The organism is Streptomyces sp. TRM49041 (assembly GCF_008271805.1).
Lineage (GTDB): Bacteria > Actinomycetota > Actinomycetes > Streptomycetales > Streptomycetaceae > Streptomyces.
Genome location: NZ_VSRY01000057.1, coordinates 73,969 through 91,243 on the forward strand (window position 1 = coordinate 73,969; position 17,275 = coordinate 91,243).

Below are 17,275 nucleotides of genomic sequence, written 5' to 3' on the forward strand. Positions count from 1 at the left end.
CTGTACGGGCCGGGACAGGGGGATGAAAGGGATACTCCGGGCATGGATGCCCTTGCCCCGCTGCGTGCGCGCGCGCTGCCACCGCCGCTGCCCGCCGTCGCCGCAGTCTGCGTGGCCGCCCTGCTCGGCGGCTGCTCGGCCGTACCGCACGCCGGCCCGGCCATGGCGGAGCCGCGTGCGACGACGGCGAAGGCCGTGGCACCGAGGCAGGCGGACGACCTGCAGAACGACTACCAGAACGTGATCAAGAACGTGCTGCCGTCGGTCGTGACCATCGAGGCGGGCGACAGCCTGGGGTCCGGGATCGTCTACGACGGGCGGGGGCACATCGTGACGAACGCTCATGTCGTCGGCAGCGCACGGAGCTTCCGCGTCACGGTGGCCACCCGGGAGCAGCCGGTGAGCGCTCGGCTCGTGTCGAGCTACCCGGAGCAGGACCTCGCCGTCATCAGGCTGGAGGGCGACCCGCCGGCGGGCGTGCGGCCCGCGAAGTTCGGCGACGCGTCGGAGGTGGCGGTGGGGCAGATCGTCCTTGCGATGGGGGCGCCGCTCGGTCTGTCCGGCAGCGTCACACAGGGCATCGTCTCGGCGATCGGGCGCACCGTCAGCGAGAGCCGCACGGGCGGGGGCACGGGCGCGACGATCGCCAACATGATCCAGACGTCCGCGCCGATCAACCCCGGCAACAGCGGGGGCGCGCTGGTCGACCTGGACAGCGAGGTCATCGGCATCCCGACACTCGCGGCGGTCGACCCGCAGGTGGGCGGGGGTGCCGCGCCCGGGATCGGTTTCGCCATCCCGGTGTCGACGGTGCGGACGGTCGCCGACCAGATCGTGAAGTACGGGCGCGTGAGGGACTCCGGGCGGGCGGCTCTCGACATCTCCGGGCGGACCGTGCTGGACGCCGACTACCGGCCGACGGGCGTCTCGGTGGTGCGGGTGCTGGAGGGTGGGGCGGCGCAGGAGGCGGGGCTGCGGGTGGGGGACATCATCACCCGGTTGGGGGATGCGGAGATCACGACGATCCAGTCGCTTCTGGAGGCGTTGGCGGGGCTGCAGCCCGGGGACGAGGTGAAGGTGACCTTCGTTCGCGAGGGCAGGTCCCGCTCCGTCCAGGCGACACTGGGCGAGATATAGCCGCCACTCCCCGGCCGGACCACCGGCGCGCCGCCGGGCGGGGCACTGTCCCGTTGTGCCCACCCGTTCCCGTCGGCGGAACGCGTGCCCACAACGGGACGACGTCGGTTCAGCCTTCGGCGTTCAAGGGCATGGGGCCGTAGATCTTGGTGTCGTCCTCGTAGAGGGTGACCTGGTCGGCGCCGCCGTCCAGGAGGTCACGCCACTGCTCGCCGACCCAGGACTCGGCGTCGCCCTGGGTGGTGAACTCCTCGGGCGTCACCGCCGGCTCCACCTCCGTGCCGTCGGACTTCTCGAACCGCCACGTCCATGCCATGTGCGCCTCCCGGGTCCTACCACCTGTGCGGTTTCCTGCCCGCAGCGTAGCCGGGCGCGCAGTCGTGCGGGGCACGCGGGAGGATCAGTACGTGGAACTGACTCTGCTCGGCACCGGTGCCCCCACCGGGCTCCCCAGACCCGGCTGCCCCTGCGCCGTGTGCGCCACCGCCCGGGGCCCGCACGCGCGTGCCGCGACCTCGCTGCTCGTGGACGGGGCGCTGCTGCTCGACCTCACCCCGGGCGCCGCCCTCGCCGCCGCGCGGGCCGGCCACACGCTCTCCGGGGTGCGGCAGGTCCTGCTGACCCACCCGCACGACGGCCCCGCCGTCGAGCTCCCCGCCGGCCTCCCCACAGCGGGCCGCGTGCCGGACGGGCGCGAGCTCACACTGATCAGCGGCCACCGCGTACGCGCCGTGCCCATGGACGCCCCCGGCACCGGGTACGAGGTGACCTCCCCGGAGGGCGTCCGCCTCCTCCACCTGCCGCGAGGGGGCGCCCCCGCCGGGGCGGCGCGGCAGCGGCGTCCTTACGACCTCGTCGTCGCCGACGTCGTCGGCCGACCCGACGCGCTGGCCCGGCTGCGGGCGGTCGGCGGTGTCGGCCGGGACACCGACGTGCTCGCCGCACACCTCGACCACGACGTACCGCCCGGGCACGAGCTCGACCGGCGGCTCGCCTCCGCCGGCGCGCGGGCGGTGCCCGACGGGACGTCGCTGACGGTCGGCGCGTACCGGGAGGCGCCGCTCCTGCCGCGCCGCACGCTCGTCACGGGCGGCGCCCGGTCCGGTAAGTCCCTGGAGGCGGAGCGGCGCCTGGAGTCGTTCCCCGACGTCGTCTACGTGGCGACCGGCGGCAGCCGGGACGGCGACGCCGAGTGGGCCGCCCGGGTGGGCGCCCACCGGGACCGGCGGCCGGGGTCCTGGCGTACGGAGGAGACCTGTGAGGTCGCTCCGATGCTCGCCGCGAGCGGGCCTCCCCTGCTGATCGACTGTCTCTCCCTCTGGCTCACGGATGCCATGGACAGGGCCGGCGCCTGGGACGACGACACCTGGGAGCACACCGGCGAGAAGGCGTTGCGCGAACGGGTCGCCGAACTCACCGCCGCCGTCCGCGCCACCTCCCGTACCGTCGTCGCCGTCACGAACGAGGTCGGCGGCGGTGTCGTGCCCGCCACCCCGGCCGGGCGGCGGTTCCGGGACGAGCTCGGGAGGCTCAACGCCGCCTTCGCCGACGAGTGCGAGCAGGTGTTGTTCGTCGTGTCGGGGCAGGTTCTCGTGCTGCGCGGGTGACCGTCTTCCGGGGCCCGGTACTGTTCCGCGAATGAGCAGGCTGAATCTCGACGACTTCTCCGATCTGATCGAGCGCCCCGACAGCGGCACACGCAGGGACGCCGAGGAACGCCGGGAGCGGCTGGCCGTCCCACCCGGTGCGCTCGGCCGTCTTGACGAGCTCGGTGAATGGCTGTCCGCCGCTCAGGGCGCCGTCCCCGTACGGCCGGTGGAGCGGCCGCGCGTGGTGCTGTTCGCCGGCGACCACGGCGTGGCGAAGCTCGGTGTGTCGGGACGGGACGCCGGGACGGCGCACACCCTCGTACGGGCCGTGCTGGACGGGGCCGGTCCGGTCGCCGTGCTGGCACGGCGCATGAACGTGCCCGTACGGGTCGTGGACGCCGGTCTCGACTGCGAACCGGAGCTGCTGCCCGAGGATGTCGTACGGCACCGGGTGCGGCGCGGCAGCGGGCGGATCGACCTCGAGGACGCCCTCACGGCGGAGGAGGCCGAGCGGGCCGTACGGCTCGGCATGGCCGTCGCCGACGAGGAGGCCGACTCGGGCACGGACCTGGTGGTGCTGGGCGACCTCAGTGTCGGCGGCACCACCGCCGCCGCCACGCTCATCGCCGCGCTGTGCGGCACGGACGCGTCGGTGGTGACCGGGCGCGGTGGCGCGGGCATCGACGATCTGGCGTGGATGCGCAAGTGCGCGGCGATCCGGGACGCGCTGCGCCGGGCGCGGCCGGTGCTCGGCGACCAGTTGGAGCTGCTGGCGGCGGTGGGCGGCGCGGACATCGCGGCGACGACCGGGTTCCTCCTCCAGTCCGCGGTGCGGCGGATGCCGGTGATCCTGGACGGGGTCGTGTCGGCGGCGTGTGCGCTGGTGGGTCAGCGGGCCGCGTTCCGGGCGCCGGACTGGTGGCTGGCAGGCCAGGTGAGCGGGGAGCCGGCACAGGCGAAGGCACTGGACCGGATGGCACTCAACCCGCTGCTCGACCACGGCGTCAGTGTGGGAGAAGGAACCGGGGCTCTGCTCGCCCTCCCCCTCGTCCAGGCCGCCGCGGCGCTCGCGGCGGAGCTGCCGGAACGGCCCGACCAGCCGGACCGGGCGGACGGGACCGCGGAGGGCGGCTCGGACTGACGTCTCCGGTGCGGTCACCTCCCGTTCTCGACGGAGGTGCGCCGCACCGGCGTCCGCCGTGACACGCGATGCCCCATCTGATCGCGTTTCATGGGAGAGGTCCTGGTTGGCTGCCGAACGAACAACCCTGTCGCGGCGCGCCGCCGCGTTCGCCGTCCGGTGTCCGCGCGCCGTCGCGTCCGTCAGACTCCTGAGCGCGGTCCGGTTCTCGTTCGGCCAGAACCCGCGCCGGCACAACACGGACGAGTGCTTCGACACCCGGAACGGAGTGTCGCCGGGGCTGACCGCCGCCTTCGTCGCGGCGCCGCTCGCCGGGCGGCGGGAGTTCCCCGACGTGGCGGCGCCGCTGCCGCGCGGGGTGCGTCTGTCCGGGTGGGCGGGCCGGCCGCGGCCGGGGGGTACGCGGTGAGACCGGGGGTGAGGGAGTTCGCGCGCCACGAGTGGGGGCCGCTGTTCGGGACCGTGAGGGCGGCCCTGGCCGAGCGGGGGTGGCCCTCGGTCGCGCTGACGCTGGGCGCGGTGTGTCTGACAGCGCTGTTCCAGCTGGTGCAGAACCAGTCGTGGGGCTATGGGCCGATACAGGCCATCGGGTCGGTGCGGGCCGAGGACCCCTTGTGGGTGGCGCTGCTGCGCACGCCGCTGTCGCTGTTCGTACCGGCTCTGCACCTGCCGGTGTGGGGCGCGCTCGCCCAGATACTCGTGGTGTTCGGGATCTCCGAGATCTGCCTGGGCCGGGTGCGGACCCTGCTCATCGCGTACGCGGCGACGCTGGCCGGGACGATGTACGCGCGCGTGGGTATCGCGCTGGGCCCGGACAGCCCGCTGGGGCTGCCCGCGTCGGACGCGCGAGTGGTGGACACCGGCCCGTCGGCGGCGGTAGTCGGCCTGGCGGTGTTCGTGTGCTGGCGGTACCGGGCGTGGCTGACGGGCTGGCTGGTCATCGTCGCCATGGTGGTCGAGGTGATCGTCAAGCCGAACCTGGCCGGCAAGGAGCACCTGGCGGCCATCGCCGGAATCCTCGTCGTGTACGGGGTCCTGGCGTGGCGTCAGCGCCGGTCGCCGTCGCCTGGCTCCCGGGGCGGTACGGGGTGGGGGGCGCCGCCGATCAGGTCCTGAAAGCGCCGGCCGAGGCGGACCCAGCGGCGGTCGTGGTGGTAGGCCCGCAGCCCGGCCCGGGCCCGCGCGCGGGGGCGCCTCCGGTAGACGCGCCGCGACCAGAGGGACCCGGGGCGGGCCAGCCGCAGCGCGCCGACGATGGCGACGAACGGCACCAGCGTGCCGAGGATGGCCATCCGGAACTTGCCCTTGAGCAGGGCGATCACCACGAACAGGAAGTTCAGCCCGAGGGTCAGGACGAAACCCGCCCGGTTCTGCCGCTCCTCGGGGGTGAGCGCGTCCACCCCGAGCGGGGAGAAGCCGCCCAGGACGAGTACGACCAGAGCGGTGGTGAGGACGACCACCTCCACGCTCTGGCGGCCCTGTTCGGTCCAGTACACGTCGTCGAGGTGGAGAATCAGGGCGAACTCGTCGAGGACCAGCCCGGCACCCATGCCGAACAGGACGGCGAAGACGATGGCGGCGGGTCCGCGCAGCCCGGCACCGACCGAGCCGAACCCGCCGACCACGGTGAGGACGACTCCGGGCACCACATGATGGATGTGCACGCCACCGGGCGTGACATTCCGGAAGGGGCCCTTGCCGGCGCGGATGAGCCGGGTGACCGTCCGGGTCGCGAGGAAGGTGAGCACGAAGGAGCACAGCGCGATGAGCAGCGGCAGCTTGCCGGGCTCGACGATGTTGCGGTAGAACCAGTGACCCATGCCACCCCTGTCCTAAATCGGGCGTTATGGGCAATTTACCGCCCGATGGGGGCGGGTGGCAGCGACTAGTGTGCGCGCGGTGACGACTTCCGACGAGATTCCGCGCCTCCACGGCCTGCGTTTCGCCTTCGGCACGCTCACCGTGCTGCCCGCGCGCGTCACACACTGGGACCGCGACGCCGCCCGCTCCGGGATGCTGTGCGCGCCCGTCGCCGGGCTGGTCGTGGGCCTGTGCGCGGCGGCGGCCGGCGGGCTGCTCCTGCTGCTCGGCTCGGGCCCGCTGCTCGCCGCCGTCGCCTCGGCGGCCGTGCCCGCGCTGCTGACACGGGGGCTGCACCTGGACGGGCTGGCCGACACGGCGGACGGGCTCGGCAGCGGGAAGCCCGCCGAGGACGCGCTGCGCGTCATGAAGCAGTCGGACATCGGCCCGTTCGGTGTGATCACCCTGCTGTTCGTACTGCTCGCCCAGGTGGCGGCGCTGTACGAGCTGTACACGGACGGCTGGGTGCGCGGCGCCGTCGCGGCCGCCCTGGCCGGCACGGTCGCCCGACTGGCGCTCACCCTCGCGTCCCGCACCGCCGTCCCGGCTGCCCGCCCCGAGGGCTTGGGCGCGGTGGTCGCCGGCACGGTCCCGGAGCGCGCCGCGCTCGGCGCCGCCGTCCTGGTCCTGGGCGCGTGCGCGGGCGCGGGGGCGTTGTCGGGGCCGTACGACGCGGTGCGCCACGCGCTGGCCGCGCTGCTGGCGCTGGGCGCGGCCGAGATGCTGCTGCGCCGTTGTGTGCGCCGGTTCGGCGGGGTTACGGGTGATGTGTTCGGCGCGGTGGCGGAGACGGCGGCGACCGCCGCGCTGCTGGCCCTGACGCTCGGCTGACGGCAGCTCGACCGGCCACTGGGTCGGCGGGCAGGGTGCTCAGCAGGGCTCGCGCCAGACCCCCAGGTCGTACTTCTTCAGTATCGAGCTCATCCCGGTCTTCCTGGCCGGCGGGCAGAACGCGCGCGTGGGCAGCTCGTACTCGGCGTGGAAGACCGCCTTCCCGGCCTTGAGGAACGGCTTGAGCGCGTCGCACTCGTCGTACTGGGCGCACTGCTCGTTGACGGCGAAGTCGAAGTCGCCGACGAGTTCGGGGATCTGGTCCAGGTCGTTCTTGAGGCCCACGGACATGCCGCGCTCGTGGGCGAGGCGGGCGATGAGGCGGTTGTAGCGGAGCTGGTCGGCGCCCGTCAGGGGGAAGCCGGTGTCATTGGCGTAGCCGTCCATGTTGTCGGGCTCCACCGCGTCGAAGCCCTTGTCACGGCACATGTCGATACGGGCGGCCATCAGCGGTTCGAGGACGTCGGTGCGGCGGATGTCCAGCCAGCGCTCGCCCTCCCAGCCGTTGCCCTTGCCGAGGACCGCCTTGGGGAACTTCGCCGCGTCGGGCCGGAAGTCCTCCCAGGCGCCGGTGGACAGGTAGCAGATCACCTTGCGGCCGCGCCGGTGCAGATCGGCGACGGCGGACGCGGGGTGGTCGAAGCCGTCGATGTCGTACACCGGTACGTCCACGGCCGGGTCGAGCCCGCCGCTGAGCTGCCACTGCCAGGCCACACCCGGCTCCGGCCGCCAGACACCGCCCGAGGGGCTCGGGGCGGGGCTGGTGCCGCCGGGCGGTGGTTCCGGGTCGTCGGGGGTGGCGGTGCATCCGGCCAGCAGCAGGGCCAGGGCGGCCGTTGCCACTATCGGCAGGGGCGGGCGTCTCATCAGTGGTGCTCCAGTACGTGCGGAAGGGTTCCCCAGGGGTGTGTCCCGTCGCCGGGTACGGCGCACCGGACGGGCGCGGTGAGGTGGGCGTCCGGCGGCGCCGCGTACACCAGGTGGCAGTGGTGCTCGGCGACCGGCCGGTCCTCCACCAGGTCCCGGTAGGTGTCCCAGGGGCCCTCGAAGGTGACCAGCAGGTCGGCGAGTGGGGCGTACGAGAGGTGGGGCGGCGCGCCGTGGTTGAGGACCAGCGTGGTGGCGCCCGCCGCGCGTGCGGACACCGCCAGGCGCCGGTAGTGGGCGAGCAGTTCGGGACCGGTCGCCGCCTGGTCCAGGAAGGCGCCGTCCGTGCCGTACCAGTCGCGGTGGCGCAGCAGGTCCCGTACGACGCCCGCGTGCGGGCGGCGGCCGTAGTCGGTGTCGGCGTAGCCGAGGACGCGGACGCCCGCCTCGCGCAGCCGGGCGGCGACGGCGGCGAACGCCGGATCGGGTGCGGCGCCGGGGCCGCTGGCGGGGTTGAGGACGACGCCGTACAGGAGGGGCGCGGACGCGATGAGCGCCTCCCATTCGGCGGGGCGGTGGTCGGGGTGCTCGTAGTACGGCACCAGCAGGTTCATACGGGGCGGTCCTTGCGGGGTCTTGTGGGAGGGGCTTGTGGGGCGGGTCAGTACCGGTGGGCGGTGGCGCGGCCGAGCAGGAGGCCGCAGAGCGTGGCGAGCACGAGGGCCGCCGCGCCCGCCACCACCACGCCCGCCGCGCGCGGGTCGGCCGCGCCGGTGGCCAGGGCCACGGTCTGCGCGCCGGCCGCGGCCGTGCACACGGCGGCCGGGCTGAGCACGGCGCCGAACGACTGGAGCAGCAGGGCGGTCCACAGGACCGTACCGATCAGCAGCAGCGTCAGCAGCCGTACGCCCCCGAGGGCCGGCGCCCCCGGAATGAGCGCCGTCCCGGCCGCGGCCAGCACCAGCAGCACCGTCAGATACCCGGCCAGGCAGAGCGCGAGGACCCCGCCGGTGGCCCGGCGGAAGGCGCCCGGGCTGGTGGAGGCCCGCAGCCCGGCGAGGCTCTCGCCGCGGAACCGGTACAGCAGCCACTCGGCGGGCCCCATGGACAGGGTGAGCGCGACGGCGGACGCGACGGCGGGCGCGGCGCCAGCCGCTCCGGTGGAGCCGGAGCTCGCACCGGGGGCGGCGGCCGGGCCGTACGCGAGGACGTCACCGATCGCGGTGTGGAGCACCAGCAGGCCCGTGCCGAGGCCGAACAGCCCGTACGGGAGGGAGGCGGCGAGCCGGGGCGCCGCCCTGCTCCCGGTGCTCCCCCCGGCCGCGCCGGGGGAACCCTCGGGCACACCCGGCGAGGTCTCCACCGCCAGGGCGCGGGCCGCCAGGCCCATCGCGGCGAGGAGGGAGACCAGCAGGAGCGCGATCCGCACCGGCGGCGGCGGCGCCGACCAGAGCGCGGCCAGGGCGCCGGCGCCCAGCGGCAGCAGCGCCCCGAACAGCGCCTTCTCCCGGTCGAGTACGAGCAGCGCGGTCGCGGCCGCGAGGTACAGGGACTGCCCGGCGGCGAACGCGACCGCGCCCCACTGGCCTGCCTGGGCCGCCGCGGCCGCGACGAGCGCCCCCAGAAGCGCGCCGGGCGGGGCGCCGGCCAGGAGTGTGCGGGCGGCTGCGGACCGGTCGCCCAGGCCGAGCCAGGCGTACGCGCGGTGGGACAGCGCCTGGTTCCACACCCAGCCGGTGATGGCGCCCGCGAGCAGCGGCACCGTCCCGGCGGGCAGCCCCAGCGGGCCCGGCGGCCCGGCCAGCAGGGGCGCGCCCAGCACGTACGCGAGGCCGGGGAGGGCGAAGACCAGGCCGCGCAGGACACAGCCGCCGAGTCCGGTGTGCCAGGGGTCGGCGGGCGGTACGGCCGGTTCGGGGTACCGGCGGTCCACGCGCGCGTAGAGGTCCTCGGCGAGCGCGAAGGAGTTCTCACGGCCGTAGTTGAGCCGTATGTGGTCGTCCGTCATGCCGTCGGACTCCAGGATGGCGGCGATCTCGTCCGGGTGGACGGCCTGCGCTATCAGGGGCTCCAGCCGGATGGTGAGCTCGTCGACAGGGTCGGCGGCCGCCCAGGCGGGCCGCTGCCCGGGCGGCCTGGGGATACGGGTGAGGGTGTCGCCGCCGGAGCGGTGGGTGCCCGAAGCGGGGGTGCCGGGACCCGCGGTGCCGTGGGTTACGGAGGCGCCGGGCGGGGTGAGCCAGAGGGAACCGCTCATCACACCGACCCTTCGGCGACCGGCTCGCTGTACCAGGGGTCGGTGATCCGGAGCTGGAGGGTCCAGTCGCCGGTCTCGACGGTCGCGGGCTCCGGCTCGGGGAACCCGGCCAGTTCGAGGTAGACGCGGCGGAACTGGTCGACGGAGCGGCGGAGCGTGAACTGGTCGATGACGCGCTGCCGGGCGCGGCGGCCGAGTTCGGCACGGCGCCGGCCGTCGCGGAGGAGGGTGAGGGCGGCCTCTGCCATGACGGCGGGTTCGCGGGGCGGGACGACGACTCCGGTGTCGCCGACTGCCTCACGTACGCCTCCGACGTCGGTGGAGACGGTGGCGCGGCCGCAGGACATGGCCTCGATGAGGGAGAAGGGGAAGCCCTCGCTGATGGAGGAGAGCATCACGAGGCTGCCGGCGGCGTAGGCGCGGGCGACGTCCTCGACGCGGCCCTCGTAGCTGATGCCGTCGCCGACACCGAGTTCGGCGGCGAGCTTCTCCAGGGTGGTGCGGTAGTCCTCGTTTCCGGCCGGGACGGGGCCGAAGAGGCGCAGGCGCAGCTCGGGGAGTTCGGCGCGGGCGATGGCGTACGCCCGGATGAGGGTCTCCAGGTCCTTGATGGGGTCGATGCGGCCGCACCAGCTGAGCGTGGGTATGTCCGGGTCGGGTCCGGCGAGGGGGAAGGCGTGCGGGTCGACGCCGTTGTAGACGGTGCGGATGCGGTCGGCGGGGGCGCCGCCGCGTTCCTCCCAGCGCCGGTTGTACTGATTGCAGGGGGTGATGAGGTCGGCCTTGCGGTAGCCGAGGGAGTTCAGCTCGCGGTAGAAGCCGAGGACGAGGGCCTTGACGGGCCACCGCTGGGCTTCGGTGCGGTAGCCGAGGTAGCGCTCCCGCAGGTAGATGCCGTGCTCGGTGAGCAGGAACGATACGCCTTCGAAGTGCTGGGCGACGAGGGCGGGGAGGGTGGCGAGGCCGCTGGAGACCGCGTGGGCGACGCAGTCGTCGGGTATCCGGGCACCGAGCGGGCGCAGGGCGTGTTCGAGGAGGTCGGTGGCGGTCAGGGCGTCGTGGACGGTGGGCCGGGCGGCGGCGGTGTCCAGATGCGGCATGGTCCAGATCCATATCAGGGACCGCAGGACGGACTCGGAGCGCAGGGCCGCCGAGAGGCGTCCGCGGCGGGCGAGTTCGGCGAGGTCGAAGAGGCCATCGGCGAAGTGGCTGCGGGGCGCGGCGGGGTCCAGGATGGCGAGCAGGAAGCGTTCGTACGTGTCGATGAAGCGGCGGCGCTCCCGGCCGACCAGGGGCCGGGAGCGGCCGGGAGCGGGCCCCCACAGGGGGAACGAGGTGTGCCGGTAGACGTTGGGCGGCAGCTGCCAGGTGACCGGTTCCCGGCCGCTGCCGGTGAGGGCGAGGATCTGGAAGTCGACTTCGGGCATGCCGCGCACGAGCTGGTCGCACCAGGTGCTCACGCCCCCGTGGGCATGTGGATAGGTGCCTTCGGTGAGCATGGTGACATGGCGGCCGCTGCTGAACATGGTGTTCCCCCGGTGTGGATGGTCAGGCCGGTGCGGAAGGTCGGGCCGGTGCGGAAGGTCGGGCCGGTGTGGTCAGTCGGTCGTCGGCAGCGTGAGCGTGATGGCGGTCCGGAACGCCCCAGGAGTCTCCCAGGCGGAGCGGGCGCCCGCGTAGGGGGCGCCGAAGGCGCTCGAACCGAGGAGCGTGCGCTTCCGTGTGCCCTCGGGCGCCGTGACGGGGGCGGTCACACCCCTCGGCGCCCGGATGGTGACGGTGTCGCCGACGCGGTACGCGGTGACCTCGCCGTCGGCGACGGCGCGGTCCCAGGCGGCGCGGCGCTGGAGTTCCGTGCCGATGTCGCGGTGGCGGGGGTTGACGAGCGGGGTGTTGTCGGCGAAGAGGGCACGGTAGTCGGCGAGGATCCGGTCGAGGACGGGGTAGAGGAGGCGCTCCTCGGCGAGGTTGGACTGGTGGACGTAGTGGGGGCGCGGGTCGCCCGTCAGGACGTGCCCGAGGGCGATGCGGGCCTCCTGCGGGACGATGTACGAGGCGTAGCCGGTGGCCGGGTCGAGAGGGGCGCCCAGACAGGTGGAGGCGGGGTTCGTCTCGCAGACGCCGCTGCCGCCGTCGGAGCCTCTGGTGTAGATCCAGTTGTACTCGTCGGTCATCTCGGCGGCGGTGCCGACGTTGTAGTACACGTTCATCGGGTGGCGCGGGACGGTGCGGGCGGTGCCGACGGGTCGCTGGGCGGGTTCGCGGGAGTTGTCGCTGCCGATCCAGCGGATGCCGTTGTCGGCGAGGGCGCCGGCGAGGTGGGGGTTGTCCTGGGGCTGCTGGGGCAGGGTGGCGAGGCCGGAGTGCTCACCCGTGACGAGCTCGGCGCGGTCGACGGAGAGCCCCTTGGTGACGGCCCATCTGTGGTTGTCGCGGATCTGCGCGGAGATCTCGGCGCGGCTCGCCCACAGGGTGTCGCCCGAGGCGTCGGTGGCGCACTTCCAGGGGACGGTGGAGGTGTCCTGGACGCAGCCGAGGAAGGGGTGCGTGTAGGTGTGGTTGACCCAGCGGTAGGCGTTCCTGTCGGCGAGGAGCCGGTCGGTGAGGGGGTCGCTGCCGCCGTGTTCGGTATTCCACTCCTCGCCCGCACCGGCGTTGTAGACCATGTCGAGGGTGAGGCCGGCGGTGCGCTGCCACGCGGCGGCGTAGCGGGCGTCCGCGGCGGTCATCCGGATGGGCCTGGTGCCCTCGCCGTCGCCGCCGGGGCAGTCGAAGTCGCCCGGGGTGCAGTTCCGTTCGGTGTCCCAGCGGGAGTCGGGGGCGAAGACGTCGTCGACGTGGACGGCGAAGTGGTACCGGCTCCGCCCGAGGTGGACGCCCTGCGTGACCCACTCGACGATGCCGCGGGCGACGGCTCGGAACTGCCGCTGGTACTGGTTGTAGGCGAAGGTGACGACCAGTTCGCGGCGGCCGTCGTGGGCGTACTCGCCGATCAGACTGGCGCGTCCGCCGCCGTCGACGGGGACGTCGAGGAGGCTGGTGTAGCCGTCGCGGGGGCGACCCGCGTAGCCGTAGCTCTCGGACACGGCCGGGTCGTTGTCCTCGAAGGTGACCGGCCCGTCGAGGTAGCCGAAGGGCCCGGCCTTCCCGGCGGCGGTGACGGCGGCCGGTCTGCCGTCCAGGACGCCCGAGTAGCCGCCCTGGTCGGTGTAGTCGAGACCGACGCCGGGGTGCGCCCAGGTGTGGGCGTCGACCTGCGGGACGGCGTAGGTCTGCTCGTACATGGTGAGTGCGGCCCGCTCCTCGGCGCCGAGACCGTACGGCGCCTCGTCCGGCAGGATCACGCCCTGGTACTTGGCGCGGGGGCGGCCGGTCGCCCCGTCGCGGGGTTCGGCGAGGAACGCGGCGTCGATGACCGGCCGGTCCGGGTCGGTGAGGGCGACACGGCGGTACGGCACGCCGGAATCGCGGAGTTCGGATGTGAGGGCCGCGACCGCGCCGCCCCCGTCGTCGACGACGAGGACGGTGAGGTCGACGCGCGGCACGGCGTCGGCGGCGGTGGTCGCGGCGCCGGCGGCCGAGGCCGGCGGCAGGCCGGTGAGCAGGGCCGCGGCGAGCAGGGTTCCGGCCGTTCTCAAGGCCCGGATTCCGTGGCGGTGCATGGTCTTTCCCCCCTGACGGGTACTCCCGTGCGACGCGCCCGCACCGGGAGGATCTGTGGAGATGATGCAAACGGGTACGTGGTCACCTCGCTTGATTGCCGGGAGTGTGATGCAGCTCTCATGTTCTGATCCGGCAGACATCAAAGACACGGCCCGGACGGGTGAACGGCCGCCACCGTGAGCGAACCGCACACGCGCGCGTAGGCTCGTGCGTGACGCTCCAACGGGCCGAATTACCATGCGGCGGGCACGGTCGGCCCACCCCTCGACCGCGACAGAACTCAACGGAAGCGAGATTTCACCACCGTGACTGCTCTCACTCTCAGCACCGCCGGCGTCGCGACGCTGCGCGCCGACGCCCTCGTGGTGGGCGTCGCCAAGGCCGCGAACGGCGGCAAGGGGCTCGTCGTCGCGCCGGGCGCCGAGGCCGTGGACGCGGCGTTCGACGGAAAGCTCGCCACCGTCCTGGAGACCCTCGGCGCTTCCGGAGCCGAGGGTGAGGTGACCAAGGTGCCGTCGCCCGGCGGACTGAAGGCCCCGCTCGTCCTCGCGATCGGACTCGGCTCTGCCCCCGAGAAGGACGAGACGTACGGCACCGAGGCGCTCCGCCGCGCCGCCGGTACCGCCGCCCGCGCCCTGGTCGGCTCCAAGAAGGCCGCGTTCGCCCTGCCCGTCGAGGCGGTCGAGGACGCGGAGGCCATCGCGGAGGGCGCGCTGCTCGGCGCGTACGCCTTCACGGCCTACCAGGAGCAGGGCAAGGACGCCAAGCGCCCCCTCGCGGAGGTGGCGTTGCTCGGCGCCAAGCCGCGCGACAAGGCGTACAAGGCGGCCGCCGAGCGGGCACTCGCGTTGACCGAGGAGGTCAACCGGGCCCGCGACCTCATCAACACCCCGCCGAACGACCTGACCCCCGAGGCGTTCGCCGCCGTCGCCACCGCGGCCGGCAAGGAGAACGGCGTCAAGGTCCAGGTCCTCGACGAGAAGGCGCTCGCCAAGGGCGGCTACGGCGGCATCCTCGGCGTCGGCGCCGGCTCGCAGAACCCGCCGCGCCTGGTGAAGCTGGCCTACACGCACCCGGACGCGGAGAAGACCCTCGCCCTGGTCGGCAAGGGCATCACCTACGACTCGGGCGGCATCTCCCTGAAGCCGGCCGGCCACAACGAGACCATGAAGTGCGACATGAGCGGCGCCGCCGCCGTGTTCGCCGCGGTCGTGGCCATCGCCCGGCTCGGCCTGCCGGTCAACGTCACCGGCTGGCTGGCGCTCGCCGAGAACATGCCGTCCGGCTCCGCCACCCGCCCCGGTGACGTGCTGCGCATGTACAGCGGCAAGACCGTCGAGGTGCTGAACACCGACGCCGAGGGCCGCCTGGTCCTGGCCGACGCGCTCACCCGCGCCTCGGAGGACAACCCGGACGCCATCGTGGACGTGGCGACGCTGACCGGCGCGATGGTACTGGCGCTCGGCAACCGCAGGTTCGGGATCATGGCGAACGACGACGCGTTCCGTACCGCCGTCCACGAGATCGCCGAGGAGGTCGGCGAGCCGTCCTGGCCGATGCCGCTCCCGTCGGACCTGCGCAAGGGCATGGACTCCCCCACCGCCGACATCGCCAACATGGGTGAGCGCATGGGCGGCGGCCTGGTGGCCGGCCTGTTCCTGAAGGAGTTCGTCGGCGAGGGCATCACCTGGGCCCACCTGGACATCGCGGGACCGGCCTTCAACGAGTCCGGCCCGTTCGGCTACACCCCGAAGGGCGGCACCGGCTCGGCGGTCCGCACCCTGGTGCGGCTCGCGGAGCGCACCGCGGAGGGCGAGCTCGGCTGACGCCCGGCCCCGGGGAGGGCTGCCGGCCCGTCGGGCCGGCAGCAAAGGGGCCAGGCGGCTACGGCCCGCCGGTGAGCACGAGGCCGGCACCTGAGCCGGCACACGCGTACGGCCCCGGACGTCACCCGTCCGGGGCCGTCGCCGTTCCGTTCGCTGACGACGAAATCCGTACGTTCGCAGACAGCGGCGACCTCGGGCCGTGGATCATCGTCCGTCTCAGGAACCGGCCCCGCGTCCCGGACCGCGGCGACAAGTGCGAAGATGGGTTCCCGGCAGGACAGGGCCCCCACCACAGGGCCGAAGAGACAGCGGCCGAACACCAGCCGACCGACCGGTCATCCCCCCGAAGGGGACAAAGGGTCCGGCGACCGGCGCTCATGCATGGAGGACGTGACGTGGCGAACGACGCCAGCACCGTTTTCGACCTAGTGATCCTCGGCGGTGGCAGTGGCGGTTACGCCGCGGCCCTGCGAGGTGCGCAGCTGGGCCTGGACGTCGCACTCATCGAGAAGAACAAGCTCGGCGGCACCTGTCTGCACAACGGCTGCATTCCCACCAAGGCCCTGCTCCACGCCGGTGAGATCGCGGACCAGGCCCGCGAGGCGGACCAGTTCGGTGTGAAGACCTCCTTCGAGGGCATCGACATCAAGGGCGTCCACAAGTACAAGGACGATGTGATCGCGGGTCTCTACAAGGGCCTGCAGGGTCTGGTCGCCTCCCGCAAGGTGACCTACATCGAGGGTGAGGGCCGCCTCTCCTCCCCCACCTCCGTCGACGTGAACGGTCAGCGGGTCGAGGGCCGCCATGTCCTCCTCGCCACCGGTTCCGTACCGAAGTCGCTGCCGGGCCTGGAGATCGACGGCAACCGCATCCTCTCCTCGGACCACGCCCTGACGCTGGACCGGGTCCCGGAGTCCGCGATCATCCTGGGCGGCGGCGTCATCGGCGTCGAGTTCGCCTCGGCGTGGAAGTCCTTCGGCGCGGACGTCACCGTCATCGAGGGCCTGAAGCACCTCGTCCCGGTCGAGGACGAGAACAGCTCGAAGCTTCTTGAGCGCGCCTTCCGCAAGCGCGGCATCAAGTTCAACCTCGGCACGTTCTTCCAGAGCGCCGAGTACACCGACAACGGGGTCAAGGTCACCCTGGCCGACGGCAAGACCTTCGAGGCGGAGGTGCTGCTGGTCGCGATCGGCCGCGGCCCGGTCTCCCAGGGCCTGGGCTACGAGGAGCAGGGCGTCGCCATGGACCGCGGCCACGTCCTGGTCGACGAGTACATGCGCACCAACGTGCCGACGATCTCGGCCGTCGGCGACCTCGTCCCCACGCTCCAGCTCGCGCACGTCGGCTTCGCCGAGGGCATCCTGGTGGCGGAGCGGCTCGCCGGTCTCACGCCGGTGCCGATCGACTACGACGGCGTGCCCCGGGTGACGTACTGCCACCCCGAGGTCGCCTCCGTGGGCATCACCGAGGCCAAGGCCAAGGAGATCTACGGCGCGGACAAGGTCGTCGCTCTGAAGTACAACCTCGCGGGCAACGGCAAGAGCAAGATCCTCAAGACCGCGGGCGAGATCAAGCTCGTCCAGGTCAAGGACGGTGCCGTGGTCGGCGTCCACATGGTCGGTGACCGCATGGGCGAGCAGGTCGGCGAGGCTCAGCTGATCTACAACTGGGAGGCGCTGCCGGCCGAGGTCGCCCAGCTGGTGCACGCCCACCCGACACAGAACGAGGCGCTCGGCGAAGCGCACCTCGCGCTGGCCGGCAAGCCCCTTCACTCCCACGACTGACCCTCAGTCACCGGGCGCGACCACTTACCGCACAAGTTCGTTAGGAGCAAGTGAAACCATGCCGGTTTCCGTAACCCTGCCGGCGCTCGGCGAGAGCGTCACCGAGGGCACCGTCACCCGCTGGCTGAAGGCCGAGGGTGAGCGCGTCGAGGCCGACGAGCCGCTGCTCGAGGTCTCCACCGACAAGGTCGACACCGAGATCCCCGCCCCCGCCTCCGGCATCCTGTCCAACATCAAGGTCGCCGAGGACGAGACCGTCGAGGTCGGCGCCGAGCTGGCCGTCATCGACGACGGTACGGGCGCCCCCGCCGCGGCCCCCG

Annotated in this window: 16 protein-coding genes; 9 read left to right on the plus strand and 7 right to left on the minus strand. The window is 73.3% G+C overall.

The window, feature by feature from the left end; translation table 11 throughout:
• The first annotated feature begins 42 nt into the window (after nucleotides 1-42).
• On the plus strand, nucleotides 43-1,137 hold the full coding sequence (locus FVS66_RS03115) for a S1C family serine protease (protein ID WP_149179405.1): 1,095 nt from the start codon (nucleotides 43-45) through the stop codon (nucleotides 1,135-1,137).
• A 109-nt stretch (nucleotides 1,138-1,246) separates the two neighbouring features.
• On the opposite strand, the gene FVS66_RS03120 is transcribed toward FVS66_RS03115, so the two are convergent.
• Nucleotides 1,247-1,453 (minus strand): hypothetical protein, encoded by a 207-nt coding sequence (locus tag FVS66_RS03120; RefSeq protein ID WP_149179406.1) that lies wholly within the window; start codon nucleotides 1,451-1,453, stop codon nucleotides 1,247-1,249.
• 91 nt (nucleotides 1,454-1,544) lie between these two features.
• Here FVS66_RS03120 and FVS66_RS03125 point away from each other — a divergent pair, with 91 nt between their 5' ends.
• From FVS66_RS03125 to FVS66_RS34775, 4 genes are all read left to right on the plus strand, one after another.
• On the plus strand, nucleotides 1,545-2,744 hold the full coding sequence (locus FVS66_RS03125) for a bifunctional adenosylcobinamide kinase/adenosylcobinamide-phosphate guanylyltransferase (RefSeq protein WP_187645359.1): 1,200 nt from the start codon (nucleotides 1,545-1,547) through the stop codon (nucleotides 2,742-2,744).
• A gap of 31 nt (nucleotides 2,745-2,775) precedes the next feature.
• A complete protein-coding gene (gene cobT / locus FVS66_RS03130; protein ID WP_149179407.1) occupies nucleotides 2,776-3,867 on the plus strand; it encodes a nicotinate-nucleotide--dimethylbenzimidazole phosphoribosyltransferase in 1,092 nt (363 codons plus the stop codon).
• Nucleotides 3,868-3,973: 106 nt separating this feature from the next.
• Nucleotides 3,974-4,276, plus strand: a complete 303-nt coding sequence (locus tag FVS66_RS03135; RefSeq protein ID WP_149179408.1) for a hypothetical protein — start codon at nucleotides 3,974-3,976, stop codon at nucleotides 4,274-4,276.
• An 8-nt stretch (nucleotides 4,277-4,284) separates the two neighbouring features.
• The gene (locus tag FVS66_RS34775; protein ID WP_262386779.1) at nucleotides 4,285-4,983 is read left to right on the plus strand and encodes a hypothetical protein; all 699 of its coding nucleotides are present in this window, start codon (nucleotides 4,285-4,287) and stop codon (nucleotides 4,981-4,983) included.
• Here the strand turns inward: FVS66_RS34775 and FVS66_RS03145 are convergent.
• A complete protein-coding gene (locus tag FVS66_RS03145) occupies nucleotides 4,914-5,687 on the minus strand; it encodes a hypothetical protein (RefSeq protein WP_149179409.1) in 774 nt (257 codons plus the stop codon). The genes FVS66_RS34775 and FVS66_RS03145 overlap by 70 nt on opposite strands.
• A 70-nt stretch (nucleotides 5,688-5,757) precedes the next feature.
• Between FVS66_RS03145 and FVS66_RS03150 the strand changes: the two genes are divergently transcribed.
• Nucleotides 5,758-6,558, plus strand: coding sequence for an adenosylcobinamide-GDP ribazoletransferase (locus FVS66_RS03150; protein WP_187645361.1), 801 nt, complete (start codon nucleotides 5,758-5,760; stop codon nucleotides 6,556-6,558).
• A 39-nt stretch (nucleotides 6,559-6,597) separates the two neighbouring features.
• Here the strand turns inward: FVS66_RS03150 and FVS66_RS03155 are convergent, their stop codons facing one another.
• The 5 genes from FVS66_RS03155 to FVS66_RS03175 all read right to left on the minus strand — a co-directional run bounded on the left by FVS66_RS03155 (nucleotide 6,598) and on the right by FVS66_RS03175 (nucleotide 13,344).
• Nucleotides 6,598-7,425 carry an endo alpha-1,4 polygalactosaminidase gene (locus FVS66_RS03155; RefSeq protein WP_149179410.1) on the minus strand — a complete coding sequence of 276 codons (828 nt, stop codon included), beginning with the start codon at nucleotides 7,423-7,425 and terminating at the stop codon, nucleotides 6,598-6,600.
• Nucleotides 7,425-8,039: a spherulation-specific family 4 protein gene (locus FVS66_RS03160; RefSeq protein ID WP_149179411.1), complete on the minus strand. Its 615-nt coding sequence runs from the start codon at nucleotides 8,037-8,039 to the stop codon at nucleotides 7,425-7,427. Before FVS66_RS03160 ends, FVS66_RS03155 begins: the two co-directional genes overlap by 1 nt.
• 47 nt (nucleotides 8,040-8,086) lie before the next feature.
• A complete protein-coding gene (locus tag FVS66_RS03165; RefSeq protein WP_149179412.1) occupies nucleotides 8,087-9,682 on the minus strand; it encodes a hypothetical protein in 1,596 nt (531 codons plus the stop codon).
• Nucleotides 9,682-11,208 (minus strand): GT4 family glycosyltransferase PelF, encoded by a 1,527-nt coding sequence (gene pelF, locus FVS66_RS03170; RefSeq protein ID WP_149179413.1) that lies wholly within the window; start codon nucleotides 11,206-11,208, stop codon nucleotides 9,682-9,684. The genes FVS66_RS03165 and pelF overlap by 1 nt, the downstream gene beginning before the upstream one ends.
• Before the next feature lie 72 nt (nucleotides 11,209-11,280).
• Nucleotides 11,281-13,344 carry a hypothetical protein gene (locus tag FVS66_RS03175; RefSeq protein WP_262386780.1) on the minus strand — a complete coding sequence of 688 codons (2,064 nt, stop codon included), beginning with the start codon at nucleotides 13,342-13,344 and terminating at the stop codon, nucleotides 11,281-11,283.
• A gap of 306 nt (nucleotides 13,345-13,650) precedes the next feature.
• Here FVS66_RS03175 and FVS66_RS03180 point away from each other — a divergent pair, with 306 nt between their 5' ends.
• From FVS66_RS03180 to FVS66_RS03190, 3 genes are all read left to right on the plus strand, one after another.
• The gene (locus FVS66_RS03180) at nucleotides 13,651-15,171 is read left to right on the plus strand and encodes a leucyl aminopeptidase (RefSeq protein WP_149179414.1); all 1,521 of its coding nucleotides are present in this window, start codon (nucleotides 13,651-13,653) and stop codon (nucleotides 15,169-15,171) included.
• Between the two features lie 395 nt (nucleotides 15,172-15,566).
• A complete protein-coding gene (lpdA, locus tag FVS66_RS03185) occupies nucleotides 15,567-16,955 on the plus strand; it encodes a dihydrolipoyl dehydrogenase (protein WP_149179415.1) in 1,389 nt (462 codons plus the stop codon).
• 58 nt (nucleotides 16,956-17,013) lie between these two features.
• Nucleotides 17,014-17,275 (plus strand): biotin/lipoyl-containing protein (locus FVS66_RS03190; protein ID WP_316248161.1); only part of this gene is annotated, 262 nt, incomplete at its 3' end.